The following is a 23,892-nucleotide window of genomic DNA, read 5'->3' on the forward strand; positions in this document are numbered from 1 at the left end:
AATCAAAGCGATTAAATCAGTCGCACTATTGTACTGACAAAGAGAAAAAAGATGAGATACAGTATTCTGATTAGTGGTGCCGCTCAAGGTATTGGGGCTGAAATTGCACGCGTATTTTACAAACAAGGATATAAAGTAGGCATTTATGATATTAATGAATCGCTTGCTCAAGAATTAGCAAACGACTTAGGGCCAAATGCCCGTGCCGGCTATCTAGATGTAAGTGATTACGACCAATGGCAACACATATTAAAAGAATTTACTGAATGGGCTGGCGAACTCAACATCTTAGTAAATAATGCCGGTATTTTATATTCTGGTGCATTTGAAACAACTGATATTAAAGCTCACCAAAGAACAATAAATATTAATGTAAACGGTGTTATCAATGGCTGTCACGCTGCCCTACCTTATTTAAAGCAAGCATCTTTTGCACGCGTTATCAATCTATCTTCAGCTTCTGCAATTTATGGGCAAGCTGATTTGATTTCTTACTCAGCCAGTAAATTTGCTGTTCGCGGAATTACTGAAGGTTTAGATGTGGAATGGAAAAAATATGGTATTCGCGTTTTAGATGTGATGCCGCTATTTGTGCAAACTGCAATGGTTAACAATATGGATGCAGGCACTATTCAAAATATGGGGATAGATTTAACTCCAAATGATATTGCTCAGCAGGTGCTTACACTTGTAGAGAAAAAGACTCATTTCTGGACACCCACTCACACTCCAGTTGGCATAAAAACCAAACTGCTTTACCAACTCTCGACTTTAAGCCCTCAGTTTTTAAATCGGCTCACTAACATTTATTTATCGAGAAAATAATCCAATATAAAAAAGGCTGTCATTTGACAGCCTTTTTACTCAATTTATTTAAACACCTTGAATCATGCGTCGCGCACTAATAATTCCAGGCTGTTGCTCTAAGCGAGCCAATAAGCGAGAAAGCTGTGCTAAACCCTTAACCTCAATGAGCAACTTCATATTGGCAATACCATCTGCCTCAGAAATTGTATTGACCTGACGAATATTGATTTGGTCAGAGAAAATCACTTGAGTTAAGTCTTTAAGCAAACCACGGCGATCATACGCTTCCACCACAATTTGAACGCTTTGACCACGTGTTGGCTGCATTTCCCAGTCGGCTTCAACAGCACGCTCTGGTTCTTGCTTAATCATACGTTGGTAGTCTGAACAAATGACTTTGTGGATGCTAACACCACGGTTCAAAGTAATATATCCAGCGATTGACTCACCATGTACAGGCTGACAGCACTGTGCGATGTGCAGCTCTACATTGTCTAAACCATCAATTAAAATTCCATGAGCCGACAATGTATGGCTAGCACGTGGATTTAATGCAGGTTTAAGCACTAGTTCAGGTTCATCCTGATCTAAATGCATTTGACGGTTCACCTGATTAATCAAGGCATGTAAGCTAATATCACCGCTTACTAGACTCACCAAAATGTCATCACCCGTTTTCACGTTAAAATGTGATGAGTAATCATTTAAGTCGATACTTTTTGGGTGAATCGCTAGACGAGCTAACTCTTTATTAAGAAGTTCACGGCCAACTTCAAGATTTTTACTACGATCTTGCTGTCTAAACCAATGACGCAGCTTGTCACGAGCACGAGAGGTTTTAATATAACCTAAAGAATTGACCAACCAATCTCGGTTTGGATCACGATCTTTTTTAGTTAAAATCTCAACCTGCTCACCAGTTTTTAAAGTATAGGTAAGTGGCACATAGCGCTGGTTAACTCGCGCTGCATAACACTTGTTGCCTACTTCCGTATGGACATGATAAGCAAAATCTAGAACTGTTGAGCCACGTGGCAATTCCTTAATATCACCATCACGACTAAAAACGTAAATCTTCTCAAAGCCTTCAAAGTCTTGTAACTGTTCAAAGCCTTCTGTTTCATCTTCGTTTTGATGTACCGTCGTTTCATTGCGCTCTTGATAGTGTTCTAAAACAGCACGCAATGAATGCAAACGATGATTAAAGGAATGGTCAGTATTCTTTGAACCTTCTTTATAGTTAAAGTGCGAACATACGCCTAATTCTGCCTCGTCATGCATCTCATGAGTACGAATTTGCACTTCAAGCGATTTATTTTCGGCAATTACAGCAGTATGCAAAGAGCGATAACCATTTGCTTTCGGGTTGGTAATATAGTCATCAAACTGATGCGGAATATGACGCCAGATTTGATGAACAATACCCAAAGAGTGGTAACACTCAGGAACACTATTGACCAATACACGTAAGGCACGAATATCATAAAGCTGATCAAAACTCAGGTTTTTGCTTTTCATTTTTCGATAAATCGAATAAATGTGCTTCGCTCGACCTGTGATTTCTGACTCGATTCCGTAAGACGCCAACTCATTTTTTAAACGATCAATCACGAACTGAATATAGTGTTCGCGCTCTAATCGTTTTTCATTCAGTAATGACGCAATTTCTTTATAACGATCTGGAGCTAAATAGCGAAAAGCGAGATCTTCAAGTTCCCACTTAAGCTGAGCAATACCGAGTCGATGCGCCAATGGCGAATAAATAGTAAGAATTTCGCGCGCTACACGTTCTTGACGTTCACGAGATGAATTTGCTAGTTCTCGTAAAGAATAGGTACGTTCAGCAAGTTTAATTAAAACAACTCGAACATCTTCGGTAACCGAAATCAGCATTTTATAAATGCCACTTAAATGTTCTCGTTGATTATTATTAAAATGATCTTCTAACCGTTTATTTTTCTCAATGAGTTCCGAGAGCTTACCCATTGCCAAAGTGCCTTTGACAAGGTTATAGACCTGCTCCCCAAATTTCTGTTTTACTTCTTCTATATCAGTAATGTCTTCACGCACACTACGATAGAGCATTGCTGCCGATAGAGTATCTTCATCTACATGGAGATGCGCCAGAATGTCAGCCATTCCAACGCCTGTAGCGAAAGTATTTGAACGATGATTAACCGTTGAATCCAACTCTTTTTGCAGGGTTAAATGAGCAACCTGCTCAAGCTGTTCAAGCTTCGCCCCATCTAATATTTCACGCACCCGATCCAACCATGAGGCTAAACCGATTTGCGTTTCGGCGGCATGCTCTACAGTCGTTTCCTCGGACAACTCAGTTAGTTGTTCAGGTAACTGTTCACGTACTGTGACCATACCATTCTCCTCAATATGTAACTCATGTTTTTAATCGTTTATCTCTTGAATTTTTTCAAATAGTGCAATGGATTCAACATGTTCTGTGTGCGTAAACATGTCCATCACAGCTGCTTTTTTTAACTGGTAACCATATTGGACCAAAACACCCGCATCCCTTGCCAGTGTAGCTGGATTACATGATACATAAACGATTCTTTTTGCTCCAAAATTTGATACATACTGCATAATTTCATATGCACCAGCACGAGGAGGATCAATCAATAATGCATCAAATCCTTGATTTGCCCAAGAATGATGCGAAAAATCTTTTGTTAAATCTTGTGAAAAGAAGGTTGCTTGCACCAAACTATTGCATTTTGCATTAGCTGTTGCCCGTTGCACCATTTCTTCACTCCCTTCCACACCGACAACCTGACCACTCTCACCAACACATCGTGCTAACGGGAGTGAGAAATTGCCTAAACCGCAAAATAGATCAAGTACCTTTTCACCTGGTTGCAATTGAAGCAATTCACATGCCAATTGAACCATTTGTTCATTTACTGTGGCATTGACCTGAGTAAAATCCAATGGCGAAAAAGCAAAATTTACATTAAACCGCTCTAAGGCATAGTGTAAACGTAAAGCACCTTTTTCATCATCAATACGATGAATACTTTCAGGCCCCTTAGGCTGTAAATACAACTGCCACCCTTTGTCTAACGCAAATTGCTTTAATTGGTTGACATCAGAATTGTTTAATTTTTCTACATGACGAACCAATAAAGAAATTTCATGATCACCTTTTGCTAATTCTACATGACCTATATGCGCTTTGCCTTTTAGACTTTGGAGTAAAATACGCAGCTCAGGCAAACTATCTGATAGTTTTTTATCCAAAACACTACAAGTGTGGATAGAAGTTAGCCGATTACTATGATGTTCACGAAACCCCATAATTAAGCGATCTGGCTTTGGCAGATAGCGCACCCCTATTCGAGCACGACGACGATAATCTGTTTGTAAAGATCGAATTGGCTCAAGCCACTGTTCAGGTTGAATGCCTGCAAAATGTTGTAAATGCGATTGGAGCACACTTTGCTTTAAACGGATTTGTTCATCAGGATGGATATGCTGCATGCTACAGCCACCGCAAATACCATAATGAGGACAAATTGCATCTATGCGATGAGTTGAAGGTCCTCCTAACAACTGCACCATCTCAGCTTCTTCAAGACGCTTTGCTTGATGGGTAATTTGAGCCTTTACAGTTTCTCCAGGCAATGCATAACGAATAAAAACTTTCTTGCCACGCTTATCTGCTGGATGATCAGGATGAGAACCATAATGCGCAATTCCCCGCCCCTCATGAGAAAGTGTTTCAACTTGAAAAATATATTCAGGTTGTTGAGGCTTGCGAGATTTGGCTTGTTGTTTCAAAGGATGAACCTAAAAATCTGAAGGATTAAAATAGTGAGAGGTAAACTCAGTATGCTTGGAAGTACGTTTCCATACTTCAAGAAAATCAGACTGCTGCGGCATGGTCTGTAAATATTCAATACTCGAACTAATCCAGTGGTTATGTTCATCTACGCTCAACTGGCCTTTTAGTACGAGCCAACGCAAATAAATAAACCATGTATTGAGTACATCCCCTTCACAATAGCTAGTCAATTTTAACCATTGTTGATTACGAACATATTCAGGCACATGATAACCCGATTCACCACGTTTACCTGGCAAACCTAAAATGCAGGCAATATCATCAAGCTTTTGAAAATTACGCCCATTAAACATTGCCATCACGTCCATTAAATCAATGTGGCGATGGTGATAACGGTTTTGGTAATTATTAAAACGCTTCTGGCTATCAATCTCACCTTGATCAAACAAACCCGGTGCAGAAAGCCCATGATACATCGCGCGAAATAGAATGACGGGTAAATCAAATTGTGAGCCGTTCCAACTCACTAAAGTCGGATGACGCTTATCAAAAATTGACAAGAACTTTTGCAAAATCTCAGCTTCGGAATATTGTTCACGACTAAAAGAAAACAACCTGAAACCAGACTCATCAATCCATAGACCAGAAATACAAACAATTTCATGCAAAGGTAAGCGCTGAAAATCCATGCCTGATTCTTGACGACGGAGTTTAGTCAATGCTTGCTCTACATCAGCCTCTGGTAAATCAAGATGATATAAATGCGCTCCCGCTTTTAAATCAGTTAAAGTTTCAATATCAAAAACTAAGGTAGGGAAACGCATTATTTCTCTCAATTATGAGTTATCGTCCTGTACTGAAAACAATCCTGTAGACAAGTAGCGGTCGCCACGGTCACAGATAATGCAAACAATAACAGCATCTGGATTTTCTTCTGCAATCTTAATGGATGCCCATACCGCGCCACCTGAAGATGTACCCGCACTGATGCCTTCCATCCGCGCTAATTTACGCATGGTCTTTTCAGCATCAATTTGTGGAATATCAATGGTACGATCCACACGGCTACTATCAAAAATAGTAGGTAAATATTCTTTCGGCCAACGGCGAATACCAGCAATGCTTGAACCATCTGCTGGTTGCAAGCCAATAATTTGAATATCTGGATTTTGTTCTTTTAAATATTTAGAAACACCCATGATGGTACCAGTCGTACCCATTGAGCTTACAAAATGGGTGATTTTCCCACCTGTTTGTTTCCAAATTTCAGGACCAGTCGTTAAATAATGAGCTTCAACATTGTCAGGGTTACCAAACTGATTTAAAACGTGCCCCTTACCTTCTTTTTCCATTTGCAAGGCTAAATCACGAGCACCTTCCATACCTTGCTGCGGTGTTACTTCAATCAGCTCTGCGCCATAAGCCAGCATCGCATCTTTACGCTCCTGACTCATGTTGTTCGGCATAATAAGTTTCATTTTATAGCCACGCATTGCAGCAACCATTGCCAAAGCAATACCTGTGTTCCCACTGGTTGCCTCAATCAAGGTGTCGCCTGGCTTAATTTGACCACGTTTTTCTGCCTGCATAATCATGTTATATGCAGGACGGTCTTTTACAGAACCTGCCGGATTATTACCTTCTAATTTTGCTAAAACCGTCGCTTGCGTATGAGAAGCTAATCGCTGCAAACGAACTAGAGGTGTCTTACCTACATAGTGATCTAACAAAAATTCGTCGGCTAAAAAGTCAGGTTGTGTATTACTCATGATCAATACCTATATCGAGGTGCGCCTATTGTATGAAAAAATGCTCGCTACTGCACCCATTTCAATATGCTTTTTCATGAAAGCGATTAAAGCTCGGTCATTTATAAAATGCCGTCTGTTTTAAAATAAAGCGTGATAAGATGCCGTACAGAGAGATAAATCTGATGTAGCCATGTCTAATTTCAATAAAACCTTATCGAAACGCTTACGTCTGAATCATGCATATGGGCAATTGATTGCTCTAATTTTTGTGCCGATTATGATTTTAACAGGGGTCGGTGCTTTTCTGGTTTTAACTGAAACGTCACATTCGGTAAAACAACAACAGCTACATCACGCCTCAGCAATTTTAGCTCGCTACAATCAAATTGCGAAAGATCTATATACGCTAGTCGAACTAGAGCCCGATGAATACGATCATGCCCAGCACATCATGCAAAGCATGTTTAGCGAAAAAAATCTTAAACGCGCGGTATTAATTGATAACAATGGACAGACTTATTTAAGTATTGGTTATCGTGATAATCGTTATTGGCCGAGCTTTCCTAGTAATAATAGTTTTTTCGGTCCAATCTCTTATAACCACAACAATATTTATGGACTGCAAATTAGCAATAAAGCAGGAAAAGCCCCAGTTTGGTTAATGATTGAAATGGATAACCAGCCTCTAGAGTTGGCACGTTATCGCATTATGATTGCCCTCGTCATTACTGGATTAATGACCCTATTATTACTTTTACTGTGCTTGAATTTTTACTCTCGTCGTTGGATTGCGCCGATGTATGAAATTCGCATGCAGTTACAACGCCTAAATGCCGATACTTTAGATCAGCACCTAGTTATTAACAGTACTGGAGAGCTACGCCTACTACAGCGTGATATTGCAAATGTTGTTAAGCGATTACACTTTAGCTTTTTAGAATTAAAAGAACACACTGAACAAACAGAAGAAGATTTACGCAGAACACTAGATACCTTAGAAGTCCAAAACATTACTTATCGTCAAGCACGTGACCAAGCGATTTCATCAAACCAAGCGAAGTCAGTTTTCTTGGCAAATATTAGTCATGAGCTTCGAACACCTCTAAACAGTATTGATGGCTTTATTCATTTATTGCTTCGTCAACAAAATTTAAATAATGAGCAAAATCTTTATTTGCAAACCATTCGCAAGTCATCTGCCCATTTATTGGCATTAATTAACGATGTATTAGATTTCTCGAAAATTGACGCGGGTAAATTAGAACTTGAAACAGCACCTTTTGATTTAGAAGAAGCCATCTTTGATGTCATGGATATGCTGTCTCCATTGGCTGCTCAAAAACATATCGCCATGGCTTTTTACTATGCGGACAACATTCCACAAGAAGTGATTGGCGATGCTTTACGCTTCAAGCAAATCTTGACCAACTTAATTTCCAATGCGATCAAGTTCACTCCTGATGGGGAAATTATTGTTCGTGTTCGTATGGAACATGATGATATTGGGCAATGTCTGCTTCATTTCAGTGTTCAAGATAGTGGTATTGGTTTAAGTGGCACAGACCGTAAAAAACTATTTGAATCATTCTCGCAAGGCGATGCCTCAGTTACACGTCAATTTGGTGGTACTGGTTTAGGTTTAGCTATTTCTAAACAGCTTGTTCATCTCATGCATGGTCAAATTGGTTTTGAAGATAACCAAGAACGTGCACCAACTGAAAAAGGCTCGACCTTCTGGTTTACCGCACAATTTGTGGTAGATGAAGATTACGAAATCGAACACCCGCACTTTGAGCATTTACAAGTGGTGTCTTATCTTGCTCATCCTGCTACAGCAAGTGTTTTACGTTACTACCTTGAAAACTACCATGTTCCTCATATCGAAACACAATCGATTCTGGACTTGTTTAGCCGTTTAAAACATCTTGATCAGAAAGATAATACATGGCTCATTGTTGACCATAGCGGCGACACTGAAGCGTTATTAAAAGAAATCCGTAGCCGTTATCAAGGCAATTTAGCCGTCTATGGCTATCAAATGACACTTGAGCCAAACATGCTCAATGAATACCGTGCTCGTCCTCTCTATCAACCATTAAGTCGAAGCGGACTTATTCAACTATTAAATGATCAACCTATTTTTGAAGAGGAACAACAAGACTTTAATGGTCAGGGGCTACACATTCTGGCAGTGGATGACCATCTCCCTAACTTAATTGTTTTAGAAGCCTTACTCGGTGAACTCAACGTTAAAACAACTAAAGCTCTCAGTGGCCAAGAAGCTCTTAACCTGATCCAAGAGCGAATTGATCAGAAACTTAAACCATTTGATTTAGTGTTTATGGACATTCAAATGCCTGTCATGTCAGGCATTGATACCACTCGTGCTATTCGCTCTTTAGAGTCGACATTAGATGGAGAAATGCAACTTCCAATTATTGCGCTCACCGCTCATGCACTAGCCGATGAAAAGCAAAAACTCCTTAAAGTAGGCATGAATGACTATGTCACCAAGCCAATTCAAATGGAGCAAATCATTCAGATCTTAACGCAATGGACTAAAAATAACTTTACAGCAAAAGCCTTAGATAAAGACCATCATGTAGTCGCAGAAGCTTTAGATCCACAAATTTTAAACTGGCAACAAAGTTTGCAGCTTGCAGCAAATAAAGAAGACTTAGCGCAAGATCTACTTAAAATGTTAGTTGATAGTTTTCCAACTGAGCTAGATGAAATGCAGCAGCTCATTGAGCTTGAAGACTTCCCTCAACTTGAGCATGTTTTACATCGCCTCTATGGTGCTACTCGCTATGTAGGCGCCCCAAAACTACAACAAGTGACTGGGGACTTTGAGCAGTTTATTTCAACGCTGCGTAAAGAACGCCGTATAGCAGATGAAGGCTTCATTGAAGAAGTTATGCAGCGCTTTGATGAACTCGGTCTTGTCGTTAAAGAGGTAGAAAGTGCAGCCCATCAAATCTTGGTGATTCCTGACTAACATCTCTATCAAAGAGGCATGACTGGGCTGTCATGTTTCCAAATTACAGCCATGTTATGCTCCGTTCATCTATAAAAAAAGAAGCGGGAATCTCATGGCACTCTTACGTATTGAAAAAAATAATGGCATTGCAACGGTATATTTAAACCGTCCAGACAAACGCAATGCAATGAGTTTTGCCTTATTAAAAGAGTTAGTTTCAACTGCAAAAGCAATTAAAAAGGATAGAGATATTCGCTGTGTTATTTTGACAGGCGAAGGGAATGTGTTTAGTGCTGGAATTGATTTATCCGACCTAAACAATCCGAAAAACTCTGCTTTTGCCATTTGGGAACTTGTAAAACCCGGACAAAGCCTTTTTCAAAAAGCATTTCTGACTTGGCAGAATTTACCTGTACCAGTTATTGCTGCATTAGAAGGATATTGTTTCGGCGCAGGTATGCAACTTGCCTTGGCTTCCGACATTCGAATTTCTCACCCAGAAACAAAAATGTCGATTATGGAAAGCCGTTGGGGTTTAGTTCCTGATATGGGACTTACTCGCTCATTAAAAGGCTTAATTAGCGTTGACCTTGCAAAAGAACTCACCTTAACTGCTCGTGTCTTTGATGGGAATTATGCAAAAGAAATCGGTCTTGTGACTCATTTAAGTGACTCGCCTCTAGAGAGAGCACATGAGATTGCAGCTGAAATGTTGCAGCGCTCACCTGATGCCCTCACTGCCGCAAAACGCGTACTAGATGCAATGGAGCATCAACCAGAAAAATCATTACGTCTAGAAAAAATCTGGCAACTTAAATTATTACTTGGTAAAAATAGCAAACTTGCTCGTAAAAAAGACAAACATCCGGAAGTTAATTTTTTACCACGCCAATATAAATAAAGAGCTTAGATTATGAATTTTGATCGTAATACCCCTATTGCTTTTTTAGGTATGGGGCTTATGGGAAGTCGGATGGCAACCCGCCTTATTCAAGCCGGCTTTCAAGTTGCGGTTTGGAATCGAACCTTCTCTGCATGTGAAGAACTGATTGATATCGGCGCCCAACCTTTAGAACTTTCAAATATTGGTGACTATCCTATTATTTTAATCTGTCTAGCAGATGATAAAGCCGTAGAGGCAGTATTTGAAAAAATTCAGCCTAACTTAAAAGCTGAGCAAGTTATTGTGGATTTCTCAAGCTTATCTGTTGCTGCAACAAAAACACTTGCTCAAGCAGCTGCCACACATGACGTTATTTGGATTGATTCACCTGTATCAGGTGGAACAGCTGGAGCAGAACAAGGCACACTTGTCATTTTTGCAGGCGGTAATGATCAAACGATTACAGAACTAACACCTGTTTATAATGTTTTATCTCAACGTGTAACTCGAATGGGCGATACAGGAACTGGCCAAGCTACCAAAATTTGTAATCAACTGATTGTTGCAGCCAACAGCGCCATTATTGCAGAAGCTGTCGCGCTTGCAGACCGAGCTGGTGTAGATACAACTTTACTCGCTCCTGCCTTAGCAGGCGGATTTGCGGACTCTAAACCCTTTCAAATTCTAACTCCACGTATGGCAACTCATACCTTTGAGCCAGTTCAGTGGAAAGTTCAAACATTATCTAAGGATCTTAATAACGCAGTAACATTGGCTAACAATGTTAATTTAGACATCCCAGTTGCACAAAAAGCTCTATTACAGCTACAAACTCACCAAAAAAATGGCTTTGCTGAGAAAGATTTAGCTACTATGATTCAATTAGTAGAGCAAAAATAAACGGAGTTTGAGTATGGGTCGTCTTGCAGTCAATTTATCCATGATTTTTACCGAAGTTCCTCTAATTGAACGCTTCGCTCTGGCCCATGCACAGGGCTTTGAATATGTAGAAATTCAATTCCCTTATGAATTAACTATTGCAGATATTCAAACTCAACTCGAACGCTATAATCTTAGCCTCTGTCTGATCAATGTACCTGCTGGTGACCTTATGCAAGGCGGAAATGGTTTAGCAGGCATTCCCGGCCAAGAAATAGCTTTCCATGAGGCATTAGAGTTAGCCATTAGCTATGCCACAGCTTTAAAGGTTCCTCGTGTTAATATTCTAGCGGGCAAGCAACCGCTCGATGCCGACTTACTGCCTTGTTTAAAAACCTTAGCAGCTAATTTAAAACTTGCGTGCAACTTACTCAGTGAACACGATATAGAACCCGTTTTTGAAATGATTAACGGTACAGATATGCCCCGCTTTTTAGTACAAAATATTGCGCAGGCACAAGAAATGCTAGAAGCGGTCAACGACCCTACTCTAAAAATGCAATATGACTGCTATCATATGGCAATGATGGGCGAAGACGTTCTTGAGGGTTTACAAGAGAATATTAACTCAATTGGTCATATTCAATTTGCAGACTGTCCGGGCCGTCATGAGCCAGATACAGCTGAAATTCCTTATGAACAAATTTTTTCTTGGTTAAAACAAAGTTCTTATCAAAACTATATTGCAGCAGAATATAAGCCTGAAAATACTTCAAATCAGTCATTTACATGGAAGAAAAAGTATTTTTCTGATGATGTAAATATATAAACTGTTACGAGTTTTGTTTGAAATTTAGCGCGAAAACCACTATATTAGATAGTGAGTAATTGTCAGGAAAATATACCCTATATGAATTTAGAACCATCGCCCAGCGTGTCTAATTCTCACGATTTCGCAATGAATACCTCAAATAAAGACGTACAAACTTGTCTCAAAGTCGTCCACGACGCTTTAGTTGATGTAAAAGCAAAAGATATTCTCCAGTTAGATGTTAGCTCAATTAGCAATGTCGCTGATGCTATTGTAATTGCGAGCGGCACTTCTACTCGTCATGTGAAAGCGCTTGCAGACAATGTTGCAGAAGAAGCTCGAAAAGCCGGTTTCCGCCCGATTGGCGTTGAAGGTGAACGAGATGCAGAATGGATCTTAATTGATCTCGGCTTTGTTGTAGTACATGTGATGCTACCAACAGCTCGTAAATTCTATGATTTAGAAAGCTTATGGCGTACCGCTCCAGAGTCGGTTGCTTAAAATTTTGCTTTTAAAAAAAGCGGCTCTTTTGAGCCGCTTTTTTTATTTACTAAACAAAGATTTTAACCATTTTCAAATACCCCATCATCTTTCCCGCCCCCCCCACAAATACCAATCATCACTTACAACCAAATTTGACATGACAAATTGTCAAATTTGCAGCACTATATATTTTCTGAAAGTTCTCACCAATAAATAGCATAACCGGAGTACAGAAAGTGAAGATATTAATTACAGGCGCCAATACGGGCATTGGCTTTGCTACAGCAGAACAACTCGTTAAACAAGGACAACATGTCATTCTAGCGTGCCGAAATCCACAAAAAGCCCAAGATGCGCAGAATAAACTACTTTCACTTAATCAAGGCCAAGTCGATTTAGTTTCCCTCGATTTAAACAGCCTTGAGTTAACCCAAAAAGCAGCAGATGAAATTGCTGATCGCTATGGCAGCCTTGACGTACTCATTAATAATGCAGGCTTATTTGCCAAAACCAAACAATTGACTAATGAAGGCTTTGAGCAACAATTTGGGGTTAACTATTTAGGTCATTTTTTACTTACTCAAAAATTACTCCCAGTTTTAAAACAATCTCCTAAAGCACGTATTATTCATCTTGCATCTATTGCTCACTGGGTTGGCTCAATTAAACCCAACAAGTTTCGCGCAGAAGGTTTTTACAATCCCCTGTTCTATTATGGGCAATCAAAGCTTGCAAATTTATTATTCAGTAATGCATTAGCAGAACAGCTAGCTGAAAGCTCAATTACTAATAATGCATTACACCCCGGTGGTGTTGCTTCCGATATTTATCGTGACTTACCAAAACCAGTTTATGCAGCAATGAAATTAGGATTAGTGCCAACTTCAGTTCCAGCAAATCTCATTACAGAAATGGCAACTGGAGATGCTTGGCAAAACCGTAATGGCGAATATGTCAGCGCACATATGCCAGACTGGAAATCATCACATGCCAAAAATCAGCAACTGGCACGCGACCTCTATCAACAATCTCTAAACCTCGTAGAAAAATTTCTTTAAACAAATAAGCCAAATAAAAAAAAGCCACCCGAGGGTGGCTTTTACAATCCTGATTGGGGTCAGATTAGTGACCACCACCATTGATTGCTTTTGTCATATCTTCAACAACTTTTTTAGCATCACCAAAGATCATCATTGTTTTTTCGTTATAGAACAAATCGTTGTCTAGACCAGCATAACCTGTTGCCATAGAACGCTTAATCACCATGATTGTACGCGCTTTATGAGCTTCAAGAATCGGCATACCATAAATCGGTGAGCTTGGATCATCTTTCGCAGCAGGGTTTACAACGTCGTTTGCACCAATTACAAGCACTACATCTGTTGCAGGGAAGTCTGAGTTAATCTCATCCATTTCCAAGATGTCTTCATAAGCCACGTCTGCTTCTGCAAGCAATACGTTCATGTGACCAGGCATACGACCAGCAACAGGATGGATTGCGAAACGAACGCGAACACCTTGCTCTTTTAGAATTTCACACAATTCTTTTACAGCATTCTGTGCACGGCCTTGCGCCATACCATAACCTGGTACAATCACAACGCTGTCAGCATTTGACATCAAGAAGCCAGCATCATCAGCAGAACCAGAACGATGGTTACGTTGAACTTGCTCACCTTTGGCAGCAGTAGCAACCGCTGCACCACCCATTGCACCACCAAACAATACATTGATGATCGAACGGTTCATTGCTTTACACATGATGTATGACAGAATCGCACCAGATGAACCTACGAGAGAACCCGCAACGATCAACATGTTGTTTTCAAGTGTAAAACCAATACCTGCCGCAGCCCAACCAGAGAATGAGTTAAGAAGCGATACTACTACAGGCATATCACCACCACCGACCGGTGCAATCCATACCCAGCCAAATGCAAGCGCAAGAGCTGTCATTGCCCAGAAAGCAGTCATGTTGCCAGTCGTGAAGAAGTAAAATCCACAAGCCAACATCGCAATAAAGATAAGCGCTTGAACAGGTTTAACCCATGCACCAGAAATTGTTTTAGCCCATTTTTTCGCAGCCAATTTACCGTACGCAAACACAGATGCAGTAAAGGTAATCGCACCAACAAAACAACCAACAAACAATTCAAATAAGTGAACTTTGCTCATGTGCACATGTTGCACACCAGCTGCCGTTAAAGCTGCTTCATTTTGTGCAAACAATTCAGTTAATTGGTTGTTATGTAAAATTGCAGCAATTGCAATTAAAACAGCTGCCAAACCAACTAAAGAGTGCATAAGTGCAACAGTTTCCGGCATTTGCGTCATTGGTACAGTACGAGCACGTGCAATACCTACGATTGCACCAAGCACCATTGCACCAACAATCATCCAGATCACTGGGTTATTCGCAACAAAGAAAGTCGTTACAACTGCAATCGCCATCGCGATCATACCGTAACGGTTACCTTGAATTGCTGTTTTAGGGCCAGACAAGCCACGAAGCGTCAAGATAAAGAGGATTGCGCCAACAAGGTACAACCAGTTCGCATTTGCTTGAATAAATTCCATGTCAAAGCCCTCTTATTTCTTTTGCTTAGGCTTGAACATTTCCAGCATGCGTGCAGTTACTGCAAAGCCACCGAAAATATTAATGCTTGCCAAAAATACTGCAATCGCACCAAGTACGCTCACCACATTTACACTTTGAAATGCAACGTTAGCATCTACACCCAAAATAGGCAGACCCACAGTTTGCAACATCGCACCTACTACAATAATAGATGACAATGCGTTGGTTACAGCCATAAGCGGCGTATGTAAAGCTGGTGTAACACCCCAAACTACGTAATAACCTACGAAGATGGCAAGGACGAAAATTGTAATAGTTTCAACCATGAGAAATCTCCTTAACCACGCTTAAGCAGTACTTGACCGCCATGAGTGACCAATAGGGCTTTTTGGATTTCGTCTTCTTGATTAATCGCAAAGTTTTTCTCTTTGTCGAATAAAGTCTCTACGAAATTAAAAACGTTACGTGCATATAGCGCTGAAGCTTCTGTTGCTACAGTTGCCGGAATATTTGGAATACCCAAAATTTTCACGCCATTTTCTGTAAAAACAGTCTCGCCCACTTTAGAGCCTTCAACGTTACCGCCAGTTTCAACAGCCATATCTAAAATGACAGAACCCGGTTTCATCTTGGCAACAGTTTCAGCCTTAATCAGACGTGGTGCATCACGACCCGGCAACAACGCAGTAGTAATCACGATGTCAGCATTAGAAACAGCCTTATCAACAATCGCGGCTTGGTCTTTGATGTATTGCTCACCCGGCATCCATCCATAACCATTTTTAGCGGCATCCGCTGCACGTTGTTGTTCTTCTTCAGACATTGGTACGTCTAACCACTTACCACCCAAAGATTCAACCTGATCTTTTGCTGTAGGACGTAAATCGGTCGCCTCAACAATTGCACCTAAACGCTTTGCGGTTGCAATTGCCTGAAGACCTGCAACGCCCACACCCATAATCACAACACGAGCAGGTTTTACAGTACCAGCAGCAGTCATAAGCATTGGGAACATGCGCTGATATTCAGCAGCAGCAAGCAAAACTGATTTATAACCAGAAAGGTTTGCCTGAGAAGACAATACGTCCATGTTCTGCGCACGAGAAAGCGTACGAGGAAGCAATTCCAGAGCAAAAGCAGAAACTTGCTGATTCGCAAACTGATCTAGCTCGGTATTACGATAAGGATCAAACATTGCTACAACAGCAGTATTTGCTGCAAGTTTTTGAATTTCCCCGCCTTGTGGCGCGCGAACTTTCAAAATAATTTGACTACCCGTATAGGCATCATCCGTAATGGTTGCACCGACCTGTTCATAAGCATTGTCAATGTACGCGGCCTTTACACCAGCACCACGTTCAATCACAACGCTATGACCAGCGCTAATCAACTTCTTTACTGTCTCTGGCGTAGCAGCTACACGATTTTCACCGACGACAGTTTCGGTTGGGATTCCGATCTGCATGAGCGTTCCTCAAGCTAATTTCTCATTGTCAAAAACATTGCAAGCTGCAATGTTTCCCCCATGTGTATTCTTTGTACAGAATTTGGATTCTAATTGAACTTTTTTAAAATACCACCCAATATTTATTTAATAAATACCCATATTTTGAACTGATGATTCACGATATTTGATTTGAGGTGTAATATAGGAAGATTTTTATTTTTTTGTAGACAATAGTCTCTCTTATACAGTCTTGTATATGAAAATTTCGTTTTCTTCGTTTCAAATCGGGTCTTTTTTTGCTCTTTGCTCTGCTTTTCTATTCAGTACAAAAGCAATCTTTATTAAACAGACTTATGCCCTTTCTCCATTAGTAGATGCTACAGTCCTGATGGCTTTACGCATGTTAAGCGCTTTACCGTTCTTTCTACTTATTTGTTGGTTTAACAGGCATCATAATCAGGGCATAAAAAAGAAGGATTGGCTAATTTTAATTTTTGCCGGTCTATTAGGCTACTACTTTGCCAGTTGGCTCGATTTCATGGGCCTTATGTTTATTAGCGCCTCTCTAGAACGAATTATTCTATTTTTATATCCCACGCTTACAGTCATCGTCTCAAGCTTACTCTACAAACAAAAATTAGATGCAAAAAGTTTATTTGCCATTTTTCTTAGTTATGGTGGAACCGTGTTGGTCATGCTGCAAGAGCACAACAACGCACCAATTCAGGGCAACTTCTGGCTAGGGTCAAGTTTAGTATTTGCAAGTGCGGTGGCTTTTGCAGGCTATTTATTACTAACCCCACCATTAATTAAGAAATTTGGTTCTTGGAATTTCACAGGGTTAGCATTAACTGTGGCTTGTATCGGTACATTAACCCACTATGCACTCAGCACACCTCAACCTATTCAACTTCTATTACAGCTACCCTCTAGTGTGATTTGGTATGGAATCGGCCTTGGCTTCTTAGTCACCGTCTTACCTACCGTTATGCTCATGCAAAGTATTGAACGATTAGGTGCCTCTCAATCTGCAATGATTGCTTCGATTGGACCAGTTTTAACGATTTTGCTTGCTGTTGCTTTTTTAAATGAACATCTCAACATGTGGCAATGGGTCGGTTGCCTTCTCAATATTATTGGTGTGATGATGATTACACTCAGAAAGAAAAGGCTAAAACATTAAATTCTCTTGACCTCAACTTAAGTTGAGGTTGGATACTCATCTAAATTTTAATGAACGGTTGAGTTCCATGAATAAAGAAACTTTTAAAATCATAAATCCATCAACTTTATATGACCCTAGCCCGAATGCTTATAGTCATGTGGCTGTAGTAGAAAATTTTAAAAAGATTATTCATATTGCAGGTCAAGGTGGCGAAAACTCAAAAGGTGAATTAAGCCCAAATTTTGAAGAACAAGTTATCCAAGCCATTAATAACATTCAACATGCTTTAAAAGCTGCCAATGCAGAGCTTAGTAACATTGCAATGTTAAGAGTTTTAGTTGTTGACCATTCGGTCGAAAAACATCAAATTTTGATTAAAATTATGCAGAATTTATGGAAAAATCATCCTTTTCCAGCCTGTACACTCATTCCTGTACCACGCCTTGCATTAGAGCATATGCTCATTGAAGTCGAAGCAACCGCATACACCTAATAAAATCGAGAGAACATCATGTCTACCCCTGAAGATATCAGTCAGAATAAACCTTTGCTTTGGTTGATGGCAGCAGCATGTGGCTTATGTGCAGGTGTGAATTACTATTGTCAGCCGCTGATTCACTCGATTCAACAAGAGTTTGCTGTAACTCAAGCACAAGCTGCTTTAACAGTGACATTTGCTCAGGTGTCTTATGCCCTCGGTTTACTCTTTATTGTTCCAATGGGTGACATCGTCAATAAAGCCAAGGCTATTCCGTTTTTAATGGTGCTTTGTGCAATTGGCCTATTTACTTCTGCTTTTGCTGTGAACTTGCCTATGCTATGGATTGGTACAATTTTAGCAGGCTTGTTTTCTGTTGCCGCTCAAGTGCTTATTCCTCTTGCCACAATGACTGTAAAACCCGAAAAAACTGGAGAAATCATTGGTTTTTTAATGAGTGGCTTATTGGTCGGAATTTTACTTTCTACCAGTCTAGCAGGCTTATTTTCCAATCTTTTCCACTGGAAAGTGGTTTATGTGGTAAGTGGCGTATTAATGCTGCTGCTGGCTTTTACCTTAAAAAGCCGCTTACCTTATGTCTTACGTATGAAAATGAACTATGGGCAAATCTTTGTTTCCATGGCTCAACTTTTAAAGCAGGAAAAGCAGTTATTATTAAGAGCGCTTACAGGTGCTTTCGCCTTTGCAGCAGTAAGTATCTTGTATTCTACTATCGCATTACTTCTTACCTCAGCACATCATTTACCTGATCTCTTTATTGGACTAGTGCCTTTAGTGGGTATCTTCGGTGCTCTATCAACACGTTACATTGGTAAATATGCAGATCAAGGCCATACTGGCTTACTGACATGGATGGGCTGCGGGCTGTTCTTAGTAAGTTGGGTTTGTTTCTACTTCGGACAAACTCTACTTTCTACTTATGTTATTGGTTTTGCTTTAATTCAATTAGCACTCGCGCTCGTACACACCAGTAACCAAAGTATTATTTTCCGTTTACGACCAGATGCAAAATCTCGTATTAATGCCATTTATATGACGACTTACTTTATTGGCGGTGCAGGCGGTTCGGCATTAGGAATTTTTGCATGGAACCGTGGTGGATGGACCATGACTTGCCTTGCAGGGATTGGGCTAGTTGTTCTTTGTATTTTATTTAGTATGTTCGATACGATCTTACAAAAAAAGAAAATGGTTTCCCAATAAGGTAACTTGTTATAAATCATCTCACTATATTCAACCCGAGGGTGGTTATAAATTACTCGGTTAAATGCCCCTGTCGATTCAAGCATAAACCTCGTATAATGCTGCCCTTTCATTAATTTAGCGACTTTTGGGCTATTGGTTATGCAATCACTTCAATCGTTACAACCTCGTATTTCTGTCGCACCCATGATGGACTGGACTACAAAGGATTATCGATTCTTTGCACGCTTGTTTAACCCAAATGTTGTGCTCTACACAGAAATGGTAACTACAGGTGCGATTCTTTTTGGCGATGCAAAACGTCATTTGGACTACAGCGCACAAGAACACCCTATCGTATTGCAACTTGGTGGCTCAAATCCGCAAGAGCTTGCGACCTGCACAAAAATGGCCGAAGACTGGGGTTACGATGAAGTCAATCTTAATGTAGGCTGCCCAAGTGACCGTGTACAGAACAATAAAATCGGTGCTTGCTTAATGGCAGAACCAGAGTTAGTTGCTGAATGCATTCATACCATGCAAAAAGCAGTAAAGATTCCTGTAACAGTCAAACACCGTATTGGTATCGATGACATGCAATCTTACGAAGAGATGCTTCATTTTGTAGATACTGTTGCAGCGACAGGTTGTACTTACTTCGTTGTACATGCTCGTATCGCTATTTTGAAAGGTCTATCTCCGAAAGAAAACCGTGAAGTTCCACCTTTACGCTATGAAGATGTTTATCGTTTAAAACAAGAGCGTCCGCATCTCACTATTGAAATTAACGGCGGAATTAAAACGTTTGCTGAAACTCAAACACATTTACAGCACGTAGATGGCGTCATGATTGGCCGTGAAGCCTATCATAATCCGTACTTACTCGCGGAAATGGGTCAGCTTTGGAATTTAGAGGCACCTGATCGATTCGATATTATGGAAAAAATGCTGCCTTATATTGAACAACGTATGGCTGAAGGCGCTCCTCTTTCAATCATTACCCGTCATATCTTAGGTCTATTCCAAAACTTGCCAGGTGCTCGAAAGTGGCGTCAGGCACTAAGTGGTGGAAATGCAAAAACTTTAGGTGATGTAGAACAGGCTATTAGCAACATGCAAGCAGCTCTAATGCGTACCGAGGAATATTTAAAAGAGCAGCAAGCTTAAGTTTGTGAGCGCTTCTTAAATTGTAAGAAAATGTGGCATTTTAAATCAGAGACTTAGATTTTGAGTATATTCGCAAATGTTGAAGCAAAATATTCAAATTTAAGCTCTGGTTAATTATTTATTTATAATGATATCAATAATTTAAATTTCACTATTTTTAATCACTCTTTTGATGAGCATCTTTTTACTCCGAAGCAGGTACCTCTGGAAAAAAGATACGTTATTACATAACATAAACAAAACTTTTAAGGTACGCCGATTAGTATCTCTGAACGCCACAGGTAGGTGGTGATTTTTTTAATATGGATATGAGTAGCACGGTAGAGATTTCACGATGATTATTTATGACGGACAAGTAGCTGATAATTACATGTATCAGGATTCAAATCAGGCAGCCATTGTTGTATCCCACAGCACCCCAAGCCTTCCTTATCCTTTCACCATGAAACCCAATAATCATCAAACAGAAACTTCCAGTACTCCCGCCATAGATATTGATAAATTTGTAGAAAAATTAGAAAGTGTTACCTCTAGACGCAGTAAAGCTCGTTGCGCCCGTAGTATCCGCCTTGCACTAGAATCTGCTGGTGCCAATGTCGAAAACCACCCAATCGCAGCTTCAGATTGGGGAGATACCTTAAAAAAGATTGGCTATAAAGAAATTAATCCAGCCTTTGATGAACCACAAGAAGGCGACATCTATATCATTCACAGAACCCGTAACCATGTTTATGGACATATTGCTGGATATACAGGAAGTGAATGGGTCTCTGACTTCAAACAAAATAGTTATGATGTCTATAAAGATGATAGCGTAACCTATACTTATTACCGATTAGGGCAAGCTACTTAAGAACTAGATGTTCAATCACTTGAATCATTTCAAGCATCTTATCAAACAAACGCTTTAAATCCAGCTTGGCTTCTTTTTTGCTTTATTTTCATACTGTACTCGTCAAAAATAATGATGGAACTTTATGAAAAGAATATTGCTGAGCTTTTACTTACTGACGTCGTTTAGTATGACGTATGCTGCCCCAGATACAAAAGTTGAAGAGGTTTTAAAAAAAGTACCTGAAAAACGGATTTATCAGCCCCAATATTTATTAAAAGAAACCCCTCCTAAAGCTCGGATCCATGTGATACGAAAACAATATTCAAATGGACTACTAGATTGTCCTTCCGTGATTTATCACGACAAGAAGAAAATTCTATCTTTGCACTCATTTGAAGAAGCAACATTTTTTCTGGAACCCGATCGTTATTATATTCGCTATGAGATTAACAATAGTGGTTGTATCAATTTGGAATTTTACCAGCATAAACGCCCCAAAATGGACATCCTATCTCAGGAACGTCAGTTAGAAGGTGATACCGAATATACATTTTCTATTAGTGAGCACACTGGGTCACAATAATTATTTCAGCATAAGTTAAACATATTACCTCTCACACTTGCAGCAGCTGGTAGATCTGCTCAACATAAGGTTGAATCAGATCACTCTGGTTTGCTCTGCAAGCTAAAACCACTTCAGATGAAAGATTCTTATTTTCTAGAGGAATCAATTTTACATTTTTGGGTAATATTTGCTTAAACTCTTGGGGAACAATGCTAATACCCAAATTTGCAGCAACTAACTGTAATTGGCTTAGCTTACGTGATTGGATGGTCGCTGCTTTAGGCCAGAAGCCTGCCCCTACACACAAGTTTGAAACCAAATAGCTTAAACCGCCTCGTTTAGAATGGGGTGTAGAAACGAAATATTCATCTTTTAAGTCTTTAACTTGAATCTCTTGTTTATTTGCAAACTTAGCATGATCAACATGCACAGCCACCATTAAAGGTTCTTCATATAGCTTAACAATATTGATCTCATCTAAAGTGTGCCGAACTGGTGGTCTAATCAAACCAATATCAATTTCCCCGCTCATTAAAGCTAGAATTTGATGCTCAGATGACAAAGTGTTTACCTCAAAATTGATTTCTTGCGTTAAGCTAATTTCTTTTAATATCTGAACTTTTTTATCATCCATAATAATACTGCTTGAGTGAGCAATTTTAATCTGGCGATTTTTTCCTTCGGCAATATCCTTAGAAACTCCAATAATTTCATTTAAATAATGCATATTATCTTTTATTTTTTTATAGAAGACCTCTCCCGCCGTTGTAAGTTTTATTTTCTTATCAGTACGATCAAATAACTGAAAATCAATTTCTTCTTCTAGCAATTTAATTTGTCGACTTAAAGCAGACTGAGCAATAAAGAGCTTTTCTGAAGCAGCAGTAAAACTCCCTTCTTCTACAATTTTTATGAAATATTGAAATTGTTTTAATGTGAGCATTACCATCTCAAAATTAGATTATTAGGTCTATTTTCTATATTAGATTAGATGGATTGCCTTCGCTAGAATTTTATCAAGACCACACACTTGATTGAATTATTCATGAAGTATTTTAAAGGTTTCACCCTCTTCACTGTTGTTGTTCTAATTTTATGGTGCTTTAAATTTTATGATCAGCAGCTTCCAACACAGCCCAAACACGACACTATAGAGTTATATGATTAAATCGTTTTTCTCAAAAACAAAAAGCATGCCCTCCAACATAAGAGCATGCTTTTTTTATATTTAAATCAGGCTTTCTTCAAATCGAGTTTCTTCAAAACTTCAGCCACAGCAATCATGGCAAAGCTTGATGTCACCACTACTGCGGAACCATAGCCACCACAGCGCAGGCCAGCCGATGGACAAACATCTGCACTCGAAAATGGATTATCGATTGAGTAAACACAAGTAATTCCAAATTTCTCTTTCGGCTTTTTACAGATGCCTCGAGCACGAAGTTGACTACGTAGCTTCGCTAACATTGGGTCTTGTTCTGTTTTGGATAAATCAGCCACACGGATTTTAAGCGGATCGAGCTTACCACCTGCTCCACCCGACACAATCAACGGAACTTTATTAAAACGGCAATGGAGCATTAAAGCCAACTTTGCTTTAACGTCATCAATGCAGTCCAAAATAATATCGGGTACAGGGGTTAACAGCGCTGTGACATTCTCTGGTGTTAAGAAGTCATCAATAATATTTACTTTAATACGTGGGTTAATTTGGCGACAACGTTCCGCCATAATCTCAACTTTTTCACAGCCTAAAGTTGATGTCATTGCAGGTAACTGACGGTTCACATTTGATGCTGCAACCACATCCATATCGACCAACGTGATCTCGCCAATACCCGTACGTGCCAAAGCCTCTACCGCCCAACTACCGACACCACCAATACCAATCACCATCACATGACTTTTTTCATAGTGCTGGAACGATGAATCACCATAAACTTTGGCTACACCTGCAAAACGGCGGTCATATTCATCTTGTTGGAGATCGGTCATTGTTACTCTTTGGGGATATAAAACACGGTGGCTATTTTACTGCTTTTCAGAAGAAAGTGTATTTCA

Annotated in this window: 23 protein-coding genes; 14 read left to right on the forward strand and 9 right to left on the reverse strand. The window is 39.7% G+C overall.

What is annotated here, in order from left to right:
• Positions 1-51: 51 nt before the first annotated feature.
• On the forward strand, positions 52-825 hold the full coding sequence (locus I7H67_RS06965; RefSeq protein ID WP_198307448.1) for an SDR family oxidoreductase: 774 nt from the start codon (positions 52-54) through the stop codon (positions 823-825).
• A 48-nt stretch (positions 826-873) separates the two neighbouring features.
• Here the strand turns inward: I7H67_RS06965 and I7H67_RS06970 are convergent, their stop codons facing one another.
• The 4 genes from I7H67_RS06970 to cysM are packed head-to-tail and all read right to left on the reverse strand — an operon-like array spanning position 874 to position 6,375.
• A complete protein-coding gene (locus I7H67_RS06970) occupies positions 874-3,180 on the reverse strand; it encodes a RelA/SpoT family protein (protein WP_005302395.1) in 2,307 nt (768 codons plus the stop codon).
• Positions 3,181-3,210: 30 nt separating this feature from the next.
• The gene (gene rlmD / locus I7H67_RS06975) at positions 3,211-4,602 is read right to left on the reverse strand and encodes a 23S rRNA (uracil(1939)-C(5))-methyltransferase RlmD (protein WP_198307449.1); all 1,392 of its coding nucleotides are present in this window, start codon (positions 4,600-4,602) and stop codon (positions 3,211-3,213) included.
• A gap of 9 nt (positions 4,603-4,611) precedes the next feature.
• Complete coding sequence (locus I7H67_RS06980) at positions 4,612-5,430, reverse strand: 3'-5' exonuclease (RefSeq protein ID WP_151768005.1); 819 nt, start codon at positions 5,428-5,430, stop codon at positions 4,612-4,614.
• A gap of 12 nt (positions 5,431-5,442) precedes the next feature.
• Positions 5,443-6,375, reverse strand: coding sequence for a cysteine synthase CysM (cysM, locus tag I7H67_RS06985; protein ID WP_005302386.1), 933 nt, complete (start codon positions 6,373-6,375; stop codon positions 5,443-5,445).
• Between the two features lie 172 nt (positions 6,376-6,547).
• Between cysM and I7H67_RS06990 the strand changes: the two genes are divergently transcribed.
• The 6 genes from I7H67_RS06990 (at position 6,548) to I7H67_RS07015 (ending at position 13,451) form a co-directional block, all read left to right on the forward strand.
• Positions 6,548-9,355, forward strand: coding sequence for an ATP-binding protein (locus I7H67_RS06990; RefSeq protein ID WP_111855418.1), 2,808 nt, complete (start codon positions 6,548-6,550; stop codon positions 9,353-9,355).
• Between the two features lie 94 nt (positions 9,356-9,449).
• The gene (locus I7H67_RS06995; RefSeq protein WP_004794580.1) at positions 9,450-10,238 is read left to right on the forward strand and encodes a crotonase/enoyl-CoA hydratase family protein; all 789 of its coding nucleotides are present in this window, start codon (positions 9,450-9,452) and stop codon (positions 10,236-10,238) included.
• 12 nt (positions 10,239-10,250) lie between these two features.
• Entirely contained in the window at positions 10,251-11,120 is an 870-nt protein-coding gene (locus I7H67_RS07000; protein WP_198307450.1) for an NAD(P)-dependent oxidoreductase, read from the forward strand.
• A gap of 13 nt (positions 11,121-11,133) precedes the next feature.
• The gene (locus I7H67_RS07005; protein ID WP_004794584.1) at positions 11,134-11,928 is read left to right on the forward strand and encodes a hydroxypyruvate isomerase family protein; all 795 of its coding nucleotides are present in this window, start codon (positions 11,134-11,136) and stop codon (positions 11,926-11,928) included.
• An 81-nt stretch (positions 11,929-12,009) separates the two neighbouring features.
• Complete coding sequence (gene rsfS / locus I7H67_RS07010) at positions 12,010-12,411, forward strand: ribosome silencing factor (protein ID WP_004794586.1); 402 nt, start codon at positions 12,010-12,012, stop codon at positions 12,409-12,411.
• Between the two features lie 218 nt (positions 12,412-12,629).
• Entirely contained in the window at positions 12,630-13,451 is an 822-nt protein-coding gene (locus I7H67_RS07015) for an SDR family NAD(P)-dependent oxidoreductase (protein ID WP_198307451.1), read from the forward strand.
• 64 nt (positions 13,452-13,515) lie between these two features.
• Here I7H67_RS07015 and I7H67_RS07020 read toward each other — a convergent pair whose 3' ends face one another.
• The 3 genes from I7H67_RS07020 to I7H67_RS07030 are packed head-to-tail and all read right to left on the reverse strand — an operon-like array spanning position 13,516 to position 16,436.
• Positions 13,516-14,970, reverse strand: coding sequence for an NAD(P)(+) transhydrogenase (Re/Si-specific) subunit beta (locus I7H67_RS07020; RefSeq protein ID WP_004794591.1), 1,455 nt, complete (start codon positions 14,968-14,970; stop codon positions 13,516-13,518).
• A 12-nt stretch (positions 14,971-14,982) separates the two neighbouring features.
• Positions 14,983-15,297 carry a proton-translocating transhydrogenase family protein gene (locus tag I7H67_RS07025; protein ID WP_003654992.1) on the reverse strand — a complete coding sequence of 105 codons (315 nt, stop codon included), beginning with the start codon at positions 15,295-15,297 and terminating at the stop codon, positions 14,983-14,985.
• 11 nt (positions 15,298-15,308) lie between these two features.
• Positions 15,309-16,436: a Re/Si-specific NAD(P)(+) transhydrogenase subunit alpha gene (locus I7H67_RS07030; RefSeq protein WP_198307452.1), complete on the reverse strand. Its 1,128-nt coding sequence runs from the start codon at positions 16,434-16,436 to the stop codon at positions 15,309-15,311.
• Positions 16,437-16,674: 238 nt separating this feature from the next.
• On the opposite strand from I7H67_RS07030, the gene I7H67_RS07035 reads away from it, so the two are divergent.
• The 6 genes from I7H67_RS07035 (at position 16,675) to I7H67_RS07060 (ending at position 21,849) form a co-directional block, all read left to right on the forward strand.
• Entirely contained in the window at positions 16,675-17,601 is a 927-nt protein-coding gene (locus I7H67_RS07035) for a DMT family transporter (protein WP_198307453.1), read from the forward strand.
• A 67-nt stretch (positions 17,602-17,668) separates the two neighbouring features.
• The gene (locus tag I7H67_RS07040) at positions 17,669-18,076 is read left to right on the forward strand and encodes a RidA family protein (RefSeq protein WP_151821737.1); all 408 of its coding nucleotides are present in this window, start codon (positions 17,669-17,671) and stop codon (positions 18,074-18,076) included.
• Positions 18,077-18,094: 18 nt separating this feature from the next.
• Positions 18,095-19,285, forward strand: coding sequence for an MFS transporter (locus tag I7H67_RS07045; RefSeq protein WP_198307454.1), 1,191 nt, complete (start codon positions 18,095-18,097; stop codon positions 19,283-19,285).
• 141 nt (positions 19,286-19,426) lie between these two features.
• On the forward strand, positions 19,427-20,431 hold the full coding sequence (gene dusA, locus I7H67_RS07050) for a tRNA dihydrouridine(20/20a) synthase DusA (RefSeq protein ID WP_198307455.1): 1,005 nt from the start codon (positions 19,427-19,429) through the stop codon (positions 20,429-20,431).
• A gap of 334 nt (positions 20,432-20,765) precedes the next feature.
• On the forward strand, positions 20,766-21,284 hold the full coding sequence (locus I7H67_RS07055; protein ID WP_005302354.1) for a hypothetical protein: 519 nt from the start codon (positions 20,766-20,768) through the stop codon (positions 21,282-21,284).
• Positions 21,285-21,453: 169 nt separating this feature from the next.
• Positions 21,454-21,849, forward strand: coding sequence for a hypothetical protein (locus I7H67_RS07060; RefSeq protein ID WP_198307456.1), 396 nt, complete (start codon positions 21,454-21,456; stop codon positions 21,847-21,849).
• Between the two features lie 31 nt (positions 21,850-21,880).
• Here the strand turns inward: I7H67_RS07060 and I7H67_RS07065 are convergent, their stop codons facing one another.
• Positions 21,881-22,780 (reverse strand): LysR family transcriptional regulator, encoded by a 900-nt coding sequence (locus I7H67_RS07065; protein ID WP_198307457.1) that lies wholly within the window; start codon positions 22,778-22,780, stop codon positions 21,881-21,883.
• A gap of 96 nt (positions 22,781-22,876) precedes the next feature.
• Here I7H67_RS07065 and I7H67_RS07070 point away from each other — a divergent pair, with 96 nt between their 5' ends.
• Positions 22,877-22,999 (forward strand): hypothetical protein, encoded by a 123-nt coding sequence (locus I7H67_RS07070; RefSeq protein ID WP_128825280.1) that lies wholly within the window; start codon positions 22,877-22,879, stop codon positions 22,997-22,999.
• A 65-nt stretch (positions 23,000-23,064) separates the two neighbouring features.
• Here the strand turns inward: I7H67_RS07070 and I7H67_RS07075 are convergent, their stop codons facing one another.
• On the reverse strand, positions 23,065-23,826 hold the full coding sequence (locus I7H67_RS07075; RefSeq protein WP_005302346.1) for a ThiF family adenylyltransferase: 762 nt from the start codon (positions 23,824-23,826) through the stop codon (positions 23,065-23,067).
• Between the last annotated feature and the right edge of the window lie 66 nt (positions 23,827-23,892).

Source organism: Acinetobacter sp. ACIN00229, from assembly GCF_016106645.1.
GTDB lineage: Bacteria > Pseudomonadota > Gammaproteobacteria > Pseudomonadales > Moraxellaceae > Acinetobacter > Acinetobacter oleivorans.

What these genes read in the sequence shown, in the direction of transcription:
- I7H67_RS06965 (WP_198307448.1), top strand. Translation starts at nt 52, where the DNA reads ATGAGATACAGTATTCTGATTAGTGGTGCCGCTCAAGGTATTGGGGCT.
- I7H67_RS06970 (WP_005302395.1), bottom strand. Translation starts at nt 3,180, where the DNA reads ATGGTCACAGTACGTGAACAGTTACCTGAACAACTAACTGAGTTGTCC.
- I7H67_RS06980 (WP_151768005.1), bottom strand. Translation starts at nt 5,430, where the DNA reads ATGCGTTTCCCTACCTTAGTTTTTGATATTGAAACTTTAACTGATTTA.
- cysM (WP_005302386.1), bottom strand. Translation starts at nt 6,375, where the DNA reads ATGAGTAATACACAACCTGACTTTTTAGCCGACGAATTTTTGTTAGAT.
- I7H67_RS06990 (WP_111855418.1), top strand. Translation starts at nt 6,548, where the DNA reads ATGTCTAATTTCAATAAAACCTTATCGAAACGCTTACGTCTGAATCAT.
- I7H67_RS06995 (WP_004794580.1), top strand. Translation starts at nt 9,450, where the DNA reads ATGGCACTCTTACGTATTGAAAAAAATAATGGCATTGCAACGGTATAT.
- I7H67_RS07000 (WP_198307450.1), top strand. Translation starts at nt 10,251, where the DNA reads ATGAATTTTGATCGTAATACCCCTATTGCTTTTTTAGGTATGGGGCTT.
- I7H67_RS07005 (WP_004794584.1), top strand. Translation starts at nt 11,134, where the DNA reads ATGGGTCGTCTTGCAGTCAATTTATCCATGATTTTTACCGAAGTTCCT.
- rsfS (WP_004794586.1), top strand. Translation starts at nt 12,010, where the DNA reads ATGAATTTAGAACCATCGCCCAGCGTGTCTAATTCTCACGATTTCGCA.
- I7H67_RS07020 (WP_004794591.1), bottom strand. Translation starts at nt 14,970, where the DNA reads ATGGAATTTATTCAAGCAAATGCGAACTGGTTGTACCTTGTTGGCGCA.
- I7H67_RS07025 (WP_003654992.1), bottom strand. Translation starts at nt 15,297, where the DNA reads ATGGTTGAAACTATTACAATTTTCGTCCTTGCCATCTTCGTAGGTTAT.
- I7H67_RS07030 (WP_198307452.1), bottom strand. Translation starts at nt 16,436, where the DNA reads ATGCAGATCGGAATCCCAACCGAAACTGTCGTCGGTGAAAATCGTGTA.
- I7H67_RS07035 (WP_198307453.1), top strand. Translation starts at nt 16,675, where the DNA reads ATGAAAATTTCGTTTTCTTCGTTTCAAATCGGGTCTTTTTTTGCTCTT.
- I7H67_RS07040 (WP_151821737.1), top strand. Translation starts at nt 17,669, where the DNA reads ATGAATAAAGAAACTTTTAAAATCATAAATCCATCAACTTTATATGAC.
- I7H67_RS07045 (WP_198307454.1), top strand. Translation starts at nt 18,095, where the DNA reads ATGTCTACCCCTGAAGATATCAGTCAGAATAAACCTTTGCTTTGGTTG.
- dusA (WP_198307455.1), top strand. Translation starts at nt 19,427, where the DNA reads ATGCAATCACTTCAATCGTTACAACCTCGTATTTCTGTCGCACCCATG.
- I7H67_RS07055 (WP_005302354.1), top strand. Translation starts at nt 20,766, where the DNA reads ATGATTATTTATGACGGACAAGTAGCTGATAATTACATGTATCAGGAT.
- I7H67_RS07060 (WP_198307456.1), top strand. Translation starts at nt 21,454, where the DNA reads ATGACGTATGCTGCCCCAGATACAAAAGTTGAAGAGGTTTTAAAAAAA.
- I7H67_RS07065 (WP_198307457.1), bottom strand. Translation starts at nt 22,780, where the DNA reads ATGGTAATGCTCACATTAAAACAATTTCAATATTTCATAAAAATTGTA.
- I7H67_RS07070 (WP_128825280.1), top strand. Translation starts at nt 22,877, where the DNA reads ATGAAGTATTTTAAAGGTTTCACCCTCTTCACTGTTGTTGTTCTAATT.
- I7H67_RS07075 (WP_005302346.1), bottom strand. Translation starts at nt 23,826, where the DNA reads ATGACCGATCTCCAACAAGATGAATATGACCGCCGTTTTGCAGGTGTA.